Genomic DNA, 10,949 nt, shown 5'->3' with positions numbered 1-10,949 from the left:
CTCCCGAGCAGGCGGACACCTCCCGCGCGTACGTGGCCCCCAGCACTCCCACCGAGGAGCTGCTGGCCAGCCTCTACGCCCAGGTCCTCGGCCTGGAGCGCGTGGGTGCCACCGACAGCTTCTTCGAGCTGGGCGGCCACTCCCTGCTGGCCACCCAGGTCGTCTCGCGCGTCCGCGACGCCCTCGGTGTCGTGCTCCCGCTGCGCACCCTCTTCGAGTCCCCCACCGTCGAGCAGCTCGCCCGCCAGGTGGACGCCGCGAAGGGCACCACCCAGGGCCGTGCCCCGCCGCCGCTGCGCCCCGTCTCGCGCGACGGCGACCTGCCGCTGTCCTTCGCGCAGCAGCGCCTGTGGTTCCTCGACCTCCTGGAGCCCGGCAGCCCGTTCTACAACATGCCCATCGGCCTCCGGCTGGAGGGCACGCTCGACGTCTCCGCGCTGGAGCGCGCCTTCACCGAGCTGGTGCGTCGCCACGAGGTCCTCCGCACCACGTTCCGCGACGGCCCCGTCCAGGTCATCACCCCGGCTGCCCCCGTCTCCCTCCCGGTCGTGGACCTGTCCACCCTGGGCGACGACGCACGCGAGGCAGAGGCCCGCCGCCTCGCCCGCGAGGAAGCGCAGCGCCCGTTCGACCTCACCCGGGGCCCGCTGCTGCGCGCCTCGCTGCTCCGGCTGTCCGAGTCGCGGCACGTGCTCCTCCTGACGCTGCACCACATCGTCTCGGACGGCTGGTCCATCGACGTGCTGGTGCGCGAGTCCGCCGCCCTCTACGCCGCCTTCCGCGAGGGCCGTGCCTCTCCGCTGCCCGAGTTGGCCATCCAGTACGCGGACTACGCGGCCTGGCAGCGCGGCTGGCTCCAGGGCGAAGCGCTCGACGCGCAGCTGTCCTGGTGGCGCGACCACCTCACCGGCGCGCCCCAGTTCCTGGAGCTGCCCACCGACCGCCCGCGTCCCGCCGTCCAGGGCTTCCGGGGCGCACTCCACACCCGCGTGCTGCCGCGTGAGCTGGCCGACTCGCTCCAGGCCCTGTGCCGCCGCGAGGGCTCCACCCTCTTCATGGCGCTGCTAGCGGGCTTCGAGTGGGTCCTGTCGCGCTACAGCAGCCAGCAGGACTTCGTCGTCGGCACGGACATCGCCAACCGCAACCGCGCGGAGACGGAGGGTCTGGTCGGCTTCTTCATCAACCAGCTCGCCCTGCGTGCGCGGCTGGAGGGCGACCCGTCCTTCCGCGAGCTGCTGGCGCGCGTGCGGCAGACCACGCTGGACGCGTATGCCCACCAGGACCTCCCCTTCGAGGAGCTGGTCAAGGCGCTCAACCCCGAGCGCAGCCTCGGACACTCGCCGCTGTTCCAGGTGAAGCTGGTGCTGCAGAACCAGCCCGCCACCGCGCTGGAGGTCCCCGGCCTCACGCTGCGTCCGGAGAACCCCGAGTCCGGCACCTCGCGGCTGGACATCACCCTCTCCGTCCTCCAGTCCGCGCACGGCCTGGAGTGCATGGTCGAATACCGCACCGACCTCTTCGACACGGCCACCATCGACCGGATGGTGCAGCACCTCGGAGCCCTGCTCTCCGCCGCCGCCGTCCGTCCCGAGGCACGCCTCTCCACGCTCGCCCTGATGGCCGAGGCGGAAGAGCGCCAGGTGCTGGTGGACTGGAACGCCACCGCGCGCGACTTCCCGCGTGACGCTGGCGCCCACCAGCTCTTCGAGGCCCAGGCCGCCCGCACCCCGGACGCCATCGCCGTGCGCTTCGAGGGCCAGCAGCTCTCGTACGCCCAGCTCGACGCCCGCGCCAACCAGCTCGCGCACCACCTGCGCGTGCTCGGCGTCCGCGCGGACGTGCCCGTCGCGCTCTGCGTGGAGCGCTCGCTCGACACCGTCGTCGCCATCCTCGCCATCCTCAAGGCGGGCGGCGCCTACGTCCCGCTCGACCCGAGCTACCCCGTCGACCGGCTCACGTACATGCTGCGTGACTGCGCCACCCCGGTGCTCGTCACCACCGAGGCCATCGCCGACGAGCTGCCCTCCGGCGGCGAGCAGCTGGTGCTCCTCGACGCGGAGGCGGACCTCATCGCCGCGCAGCCCACGTCCGCGCCCGAGGTCTTCACCTCCGCCGACAGCCTCGCGTACGTCATCTACACGTCCGGCTCCACCGGCCGTCCCAAGGGCACGCTGCTGCAGCACCGCGGCCTGTGCAACACGGCCCTGCAGACGGGCCGCTCCATGGGCCTGGGCACCGGCAGCCGCGTCCTCCAGTTCTTCTCCGCGGGCTTCGACGCCTCGGTGTGGGAGCTCTTCGGCGCGCTGCTGTCGGGCGCCACGCTGGTCCTCGCCCCCCGCGAGCGCCTGATGCCCGGCGCCCCGCTGCGCACCCTGGCGCGCGAGGAGTCCATCACCGCCGTCACCCTCACGCCTTCCGTGCTGGCGCAGCTGTCCCCCGAGGACCTGCCCACGCTGGAGACGCTCGTCTCCGCCGGTGAGGCCTGCACGCCGGAGCTGGTGCAGCGCTGGGGCGCCCACGTGCGCTTCCTCAACGCGTACGGCCCGACGGAGACCACAGTCTGCGCCTCCATCACCGACCCGCTGCTCCCCGGCCAGCGGCTCACCATCGGCCGGCCCTGGGCCAACCTCCAGGTGTACGTGCTGGACGCCGCGCTGCGCCCGGTGCCCGTCGGCGTGCCCGGCGAGCTGTGCGTGGGCGGCGTCGGCCTGGCGCGTGGCTACCTCGGCCAGCCCGGCCTCACCGCCGAGCGCTTCGTCCCCAACCCCTTCGGCGCGGACGGCTCGCGGCTGTACCGCACCGGCGACCGCGTGCGCTGGCTGGCGGACGGCACGCTGGAGTACCTGGGCCGCATCGACACGCAGGTGAAGCTGCGTGGCTTCCGCATCGAGCTGGGTGAGGTGGAGTCCGCCCTGGCGCAGCTGCCGTCCGTGCGTGAGTCCGTGGCCGTGGTGCGCGAGGACGCCCCCGGTGTCACCCGGCTCGTGGCGTACGTGGTCGCCGAGGAGGGCGACACGCTCGACACCGCCGCCCTGCGCACCGCCCTCAAGCAGCGGCTGCCCGAGCACATGGTGCCGTCCGCCATCGCCGTGCTGCCCACGCTGCCCCTCACCGCCCACGGCAAGGTGGACCGCAAGGCCCTGCCTCCGCCCGAAGGCGCGGGCGACGCCCAGGCCCGCGACTACGTCGCCCCCCGCGGCCGCACCGAGGAGCAGCTCACCACCCTGTGGGCGGAGCTGCTGCACGTGGAGCGCGTCGGCATCCACGACGACTTCTTCGAGCTGGGCGGCCACTCGCTGCTCGCCACCCAGGCCCTGTCGCGCGTGCAGGCCACGTTCGGCATCGAGCTGCCCCTGCGCGAGCTGTTCGAGGCCCCCACCGTGGCCGGCCTCGCCGCGCGTGTGGACGCCGCCGCGCAGTCGTCGCAGCAGGGCCCCCAGGCGCCCGCGCTGAGCCCCGTGCCGCGCACCGGCGACCTGCCGCTGTCCTTCGCCCAGCAGCGCCTGTGGTTCCTCGACCGCCTGGAGCCGGACAGCCCGTTCTACAACGTGCCCATCGGCCTGCGGCTGGAGGGGACGCTCGACGTCTCCGCGCTGGAGCGCGCCTTCACCGAGCTGACGCGCCGCCACGAGGTGCTCCGCACCACCTTCCGCGACGGCCCGGTGCAGGTCATCCACCCGCCCGCGCCCTTCCCGCTGGCCGTGGTGGACCTGTCCACCCTGGGCGACGACGCACGCGAGGAAGAGGCCCGGCGCCGGACGCTCGAAGAGGCGCGCCGTCCGTTCGACCTCACCCGCGGCCCGCTGCTGCGCGCCACGGTGCTGAAGCTGGCGCCCTCGGAGCACGTGCTGCTGCTGACGCTGCACCACATCGCCGCGGACGGCTGGTCCATGGACGTGCTGGTGCGCGAGTCCGCCGCCCTCTATGCGGCCTTCCGCGCGGGCCAGCCCTCGCCCCTGCCCGAGCTGACCATCCAGTACGCGGACTACGCGGCCTGGCAGCGCGGCTGGCTCCAGGGTGAGGCCCTCGAAGCCCAGCTGTCGTGGTGGCGTGAGCACCTCGCCGGCGCCCCTCCGCGCCTGGAGCTGCCCACCGACTTCCCGCGTCCCGCCGTCCAGGGCTTCCGGGGTGCCAACCTCACGCGCATGTTGCCGCGTGAGCTGACCGACTCGCTCCAGGCCCTGTGCCGCCGCGAGGGCACCACGCTGTTCATGGCGCTGCTGGCCGGCTTCGACATCGTCCTCTCCCGCTACAGCGGCCAGCAGGACTTCGTCGTCGGTACCGACATCGCCAACCGCAACCGCGCGGAGACCGAAGGCCTCATCGGCTTCTTCATCAACCAGCTCGCCCTGCGGGTGAAGCTGGAGGAGGGCCAGACGTTCCGCGAGCTGCTGGCGCGCGTGCGCGACGTCACGCTCGGCGCCTACGCCCACCAGGACCTGCCCTTCGAGGAGCTGGTCAAGGAACTCAACCCGGACCGCAGCCTCGGCCATGCGCCGCTGTTCCAGGTGAAGCTGGTGCTGCAGAACCAGCCTGCCTCCGAGCTCGTGGTGCCCGGCCTCACGCTGAAGCCCCAGGCCGCCGACTCCGGCACGTCGCGCATGGACCTCACGCTGGCCATCCTCCAGACGGAGCAGGGCCTGGCGTGCAGCTGCGAGTACCGCACGGACCTGTTCGAGCCCGCCACCATGGACCGGCTCGTGCGCCACCTGGGCACGGTGCTGGAGGCCGCCGCCGCGCGGCCCGAGGCCCCCATCTCCACCCTGGCCCTGATGGCCGAGGCGGAGGAGCGCCAGGTGCTGGTGGAGTGGAACGCCACCGAGCGTGACTTCCCCCGCGACACCACCGCCCACGCCCTCTTCGAGGCCCAGGCGGCCCGCACGCCGGAGGCCGTCGCCGTCCGCTTCGAGGGTGATGCCCTCACCTACGCGCAGCTCGACGTGCGCGCCAACCGGCTGGCGCACCACCTGCGCTCGCTGGGCGTGCGGCCCGAGGTGCCGGTGGCGCTCTGCGTGGAGCGCTCGCTGGACATGGTCGTCGCCATCCTCGGCATCCTCAAGGCCGGCGGCGCCTGGGTGCCGATGGATCCGAGCTACCCGGTGGACCGGCTCACGTACATGCTGCGGGACTGCGCCGCCCCGGTGCTCGTCACCACGGAGGCCATCGCCGACGAGCTGCCCGCGGGCAGCGAGCAGCTCCTGCTCCTGGACGCGGACGCGCACCTCTTCGAGGCCGAGCCCGACACGGCGCCCACGAGCGACGCGGGCGCGGACAGCCTCGCGTACGTCATCTACACGTCCGGCTCCACCGGCCGTCCCAAGGGCACGCTGTTGCAGCACCGCGGCCTGTGCAACACGGCGCTCACCGCCGCCCGCGAGCACGGCTTCCGCCCCGACAGCCGCGTCCTCCAGTACGCCGCCTTCGGCTTCGACGCCTCGGTGGCCGAGGTCTTCGGCGCACTGCTGGCGGGTGCCACCCTCGTGCTCGCCCCGCGCGAGCGGCTGATGCCCGGCGCGCCGCTGCGCACCCTGCTGCGCGAGGAGTCCGTCACCGCCGTCACCCTGACGCCCTCCGTGCTGGCACAGCTCACGCCGGAGGACTTCCCCTCGCTGGAGACGCTCATCTCCGCCGGTGAGGCCTGCACGCCCGAGCTGGTGGAGCGCTGGGGCACGCGCGTGCGGATGCTCAACGCGTACGGCCCCACGGAAGTCACCGTGTGCGCCACCCTGTCCGAGCCCATGAAGCCCGGCCAGCGGCTCACCATCGGCCGGCCCTGGGCCAACGTGAAGGTGTACGTGCTGGACGCGCAGCTGCGTCCGGTGCCCCCGGGCGTGCCCGGCGAGCTGTGCGTGGACAGCGTGGGCCTCGCCCGTGGCTACCTGCGCCAGGCGGGCCTCACCGCCGAGCGCTTCGTCCCGAATCCGTTCTCGGGCACGCCGGGCGCGCGGCTGTACCGCACCGGTGACAAGGCGCGCTGGCTGGCGGACGGGACGCTGGAGTACCTCGGCCGCCTGGACGAGCAGGTCAAGCTGCGCGGCTTCCGCATCGAGCTGGGCGAGGTGGAGTCCGCCCTCCTCCAGCACCCGTCCGTGCGCGAGGCCGTGGCCGTGGTGCGCGAGGACGCCCCGGGCGACAAGCGCCTCGTGGGCTACGTGGTCGCCGAGGAGGGCGACACCGTCGACACCCTCGCGCTGCGCACCGCGCTCAAGCAGCGGCTGCCCGAGCACATGGTGCCCGCCGTCATCTCCGTGCTGACGGCGCTGCCGCTGACGCCCAACGGCAAGGTGGACCGCAAGGCCCTGCCGTCTCCGGAAGGCGCGCTGGCCGCCCAGGCCCGCGAGTACGTGGCGCCTCGCAACCGCGTGGAGGAGCAGCTCGCCACCCTGTGGGCGGAGCTGCTGCACGTGGACCGCGTCGGCGTGCACGACGACTTCTTCGAGCTGGGTGGCCACTCGCTGCTGGCCACCCAGGCCCTCTCGCGCGTGCAGGCGGCGTTCGGCATCGAGCTGCCGCTGCGCGAGCTGTTCGAGGCGCCCACCGTGGAGCGGCTGGCCCTGCGGCTGGAGTCGCTGGCCCAGGCCGGCGCCCGGTCCACGCAGGTGCCCGCGCTGACTCCAGTGCCGCGCACCGGCGACCTGCCGCTGTCCTTCGCGCAGCAGCGCCTGTGGTTCATCGACCACCTGGAGCCGGGCAGCCCGCTGTACAACATCCCCACGGCCCTGGCGCTCGACGGCGACCTGGACGTGGCCGCGCTGGAGCGCGTCTTCACCGAGCTCCAGCGGCGCCACGAGTCGCTGCGCACCACCTTCAGCGCCACCGACGGCCAGCCCGTCCAGCGCATCCACCCGGCGGGGCCGTTCCTCCTGCCCGTGGTGGAGCTGGGCACGCTCGCGGCCGAGGCGCGCGAGGCGGAGACGCGGCGGCGGGTGACGGAAGAGGCGCTGCGCCCGTTCGACCTCACGCGCGGCCCGCTGCTGCGCGCCACGCTGCTGCGGCTGGCGCCTGGCGAGCACGTGCTGCTGGTGACGATGCACCACAGCATCTCCGACGGCTGGTCCGTCGGCGTGCTGGTGCGCGAGCTGGCCGCCCTCTACACGGCCTTCCGCGCGGGCCAGCCGTCCCCGCTGGCGGAGCTGGCCGTGCAGTACGCGGACTTCGCCGTCTGGCAGCGCGGCTGGCTCCAGGGCGAGGCCCTGGAGGAGCAGCTCTCCTGGTGGCGTGACGGGCTGGCTGGCGCGCCCCACGCGCTGGAGCTGCCCACGGACAAGGCCCGCCCGGCCGTGCAGACGTCCAATGGCGCGTCTCGCACGTTCCTCCTGCCGGCGGCGCTGGCGGACGCGCTGGATGCGCTGTGCCGCCGTGAGGGCGTCACGCCCTTCATGGCGCTGCTCGCCAGCTTCCAGCTCCTGCTGAGCCGCTACTCGGGCCAGCAGGACATCGTGGTCGGCTCGCCCGTGGCCGGCCGCGACAACTCGCAGCTCGAGCCCCTGGTCGGCTTCTTCGTCAACACGCTGCCCCTGCGCGCTCGCGTGTCCGGCCAGGACACCTTCCGCGCGCTGCTGGCCCAGGTGCGGGACACGGCACTCGGTGCCTTCGCCCACCAGGCGCTGCCCTTCGAGCGCATCGTCGACGAGCTGAAGCTGGAGCGTGACCTCAGCCGGCCGGCGCTGGTGCAGGTGCTGTTCGCCCTCCAGAACGCGCCCGTCCCCGAGCTGGTGCTGCCCGGCCTGGCGCTGCGCGCGCTCGGCACGGAGCGCAAGCCCGTCAAGTTCGAGCTGGAGCTGAACCTGTCGCGCTCGCCGGCGGGCTACGCCGGGCTGCTCGACTACAACACCGACCTCTTCGAGCCCGAGACGGCCGGCCGCATCGCGTCCCACTTCCAGACGCTGGTGGAGGCCCTCGTCGCCCGGCCCGAGGCCCCGCTCGCCACCGTGTCCATGCTGTCGGACGCGGAGCGCAGGCGCGTGCTGGTGGACTGGAACGCCACCACGTCCGAGTACCCGCGCGGTACCACCCTGCCCGAGGTCTTCGCGCGCGTCGCCGCCCGCACCCCGGACAAGGTCGCCGTGGAGTTCGCCAGCGAGCTCGGAGACACGAAGCTGACCTACCGGCAGCTCGATGAGCGCGCCAACCAGCTCGCGCACCACCTGCGCGCCCTCGGGGTGTCCACCGACTCGCGCGTGGCCCTGGCCGTGGACCGCTCGCTGGAGCTCATCGTCTCCCTCGTCGCCATCCTCAAGGCCGGCGGCGCTTACGTCCCGCTCGACTCCAGCTACCCGCGCGAGCGCCTCGCCGCCATGGTGGAGGACGCCCGCCCGCGCGTGCTCGTCACCACCCGCGCGCTGCGCTCCAAGCTGCCCACGGAGGGCCTGTCCACCGTGGTGCTGGAGGAGACGGACCTCTCCACTCAGCCCGTCACCGCGCCGCCGCGCGCCGCGCTGCCCGAGAGCCTCGCGTACATCGACTTCACCTCCGGCTCCACCGGCCGCCCCAAGGGCGTCGGCACGCCGCAGGCCGCCGTGCTGCGCACCGTGTTCGGCGTCGACTACGCGCACCTGGGACCGGACGAGACGTTCCTCCTCATCGCCCCCGTCTCCTTCGACGCCTCCACCCTGGAGCTGTGGGCGCCGCTGCTCCATGGCGCCCGCCTCGTCGTCTACCCGCCCCACGCGCCGAACGACGTGTTCGAGCTGGAGAGCATCCTCGTCAAGCACGGGGTGACGACGCTGCACCTCACCGCCGGCCTCTTCACCCAGGTGGTGGACACGCACCTCCAGGGCCTGCGCACCGTGCGCCAGCTGCTCACCGGTGGTGACGTCGTCTCCGCGCCGCACGTCCGCCGTGTCCTCGAGGAGCTGAAGATTCCCGTCACGGCCTGCTACGGCCCCACGGAGACCACGCTCTTCGCCTCGTGCCACCGCATGACGCACGTGGCCCACGTGGGCACCTCCGTGCCCATCGGCAAGCCCATCGGCAACACCCGCGTCTACGTGCTCGACGCGGCTGGCCAGCCCGTGCCCGCCGGCATCGTCGGCGAGCTGTTCATCGGCGGCGACGGCGTGGCCCGCGGCTACGTGGAGCAGTCCGCCCTCACCGCCGAGCGCTTCGTCCCCGACGCCCTCTCCGGCGTCCCCGGCGCCCGCCTCTACCGCACGGGCGACCTCGCCCGCTGGCGCAACGACGGCGTGCTGGAGTTCCTCGGCCGCGCCGACGCCCAGGTGAAGGTGCGCGGCTACCGCATCGAGCTGGCGGAGGTCGAAGCCGCCCTGCTCGCCCATGCCGACGTGCGCGAGGCCGTGGTGCTGGCGCGCGAGGACGTGCCCGGCACCAAGCGGCTCGTGGGCTACGTCGTGGCGCCGGACTCGCTGGACACCACCGCGCTGCGCACGTTCCTCCAGGAGCGGCTGCCCGACTACATGGTGCCCACCGCCCTGGTGCGGCTGGACGCCATGCCGCTCACGGCCAACGCCAAGGTGGACCGCAAGGCGCTGCCGGTGCCGGACGCCGCGCGCACCACCGCGACGGACAGCTACGTGGCGCCGCGCAATGCCACCGAGGAGGCCCTGGCCGCCGTCTGGGCGCAGGTGCTCCGCGTGCCGCGCGTGGGCATCCACGACAACTTCTTCCAGCTGGGCGGCGACTCCATCATCAGCCTCCAGCTCATCGCCCGCGCCCGCCAGGCCGGCCTGCACTTCACGCCGCGCCAGCTCTTCCAGCATCAGACGGTCGCCACCCTGGCGAAGGAGGTCTCCACCCTCCAGGGCGCCACCGCCGAGCAGACGCCCGTGGTGGGCCCGGTGCCCCTCACGCCCATCCAGCTCTCCTTCCTGGAGGAGGGCAGCCCCGAGCCGCACCACTTCAACCAGGCGCTGATGCTGGCCCTGCGCGAGCCGGTGGAGCCCTCCGTCCTGGAGACCGCCCTCCGCAAGCTGGTGGAGCACCACGACGCCCTGCGCCTGCGCTTCGTCCAGGAGGACGGCCGCTGGACGCAGCACAACACCGGCGTGGAGCACGCACCCACGCTGCGCCGTGAGGACGTGTCCGCCCTCCCCGCCGCCGAGCGCACCGCCCGCGTGGAGGCCGTGGCCACGGAGGTGCAGTCCACCTTCCGCCTGGGCGAGCCGCCGCTCCTGCGCGCCGCCCTCTTCGACTTCGGCCCGGGTGAGCCCGCGCGCCTGCTGCTGGTGGCCCACCACCTCGTGGTGGACGCCGTCTCCTGGCGCGTCCTCGCCGAGGACCTGGAGACGCTCTGCCGCCAGCTCCAGCGCGGCCAGGCCCCTGCCCTGCCGCCCAAGACGACGTCCTTCAAGGCCTGGGCGGAGCGCCTGCACCAGCACGCCCGCTCCGAGGCCATCGCCTCCGAGCTGCCCTACTGGCTGGACGAGGCCCGCGCCCACGCGCGCTCGCTGCCTCGCGACACGTCGGCGGGCCCGAACACCGTCACCTCCTCGCGCACCGTCTCCGCCAGCCTCGACGCCGGGGACACCGGCCTGCTGCTGCGCGAGGTGCCCGCCGCGTACCGCGCCCGCCTCCAGGACGTGCTCCTGACGGCCCTGGGCCGCGCCCTGGCCTCGTGGACGGGCCACTCGCGCTTCCTCGTCGACTCCGAGGGCCATGGCCGCGAGGACGTCTTCTCCGACGTGGACCTGTCCCGCACGGTGGGCTGGTTCACCGCCCTGTACCCGGTGCTCCTCCAGGTGGACGCGGGCGCCAGCGCCGGTGACACCCTGCGCGCCACGCGCGACGGCCTGCGCGCCCTGCCCGCCAACGGCCTGGGCCACGGCCTGCTGCGCCACCTGCGCCAGGACGAGGCCAGCGCCCGCCTGCGCGCGCTGCCCTCCGCCGAGGTGTCCTTCAACTACCTGGGCCAGGTGGACACCGCTTCCAGCGACACCACGCTGTTCACCTTCGCCGCCGAGTCCTCCGGCCCGTCCCAGAGCCCGAGCGCG

1 protein-coding gene (cut by a window edge) is annotated in these 10,949 nt (G+C 73.7%); it reads left to right on the top strand.

Features of this window, described 5'->3' with window-relative positions:
- The first annotated feature begins 32 nt into the window (after positions 1-32).
- On the top strand, positions 33-10,949 hold the beginning of the coding sequence (locus LXT23_RS47680; protein ID WP_253987213.1) for a non-ribosomal peptide synthase/polyketide synthase. 36,300 nt of this gene lie beyond the right edge of the window; the window shows 10,917 of its 47,217 coding nt (coding positions 1-10,917); the start codon lies at positions 33-35; its stop codon lies beyond the right edge, outside the window.

The organism is Pyxidicoccus xibeiensis (assembly GCF_024198175.1).
Taxonomy (GTDB): Bacteria; Myxococcota; Myxococcia; order Myxococcales; family Myxococcaceae; genus Myxococcus; species Myxococcus xibeiensis.
The sequence above is the reverse complement of the archived record's forward strand: the minus strand, read 5'-3'. Positions and strand labels throughout refer to the sequence as shown.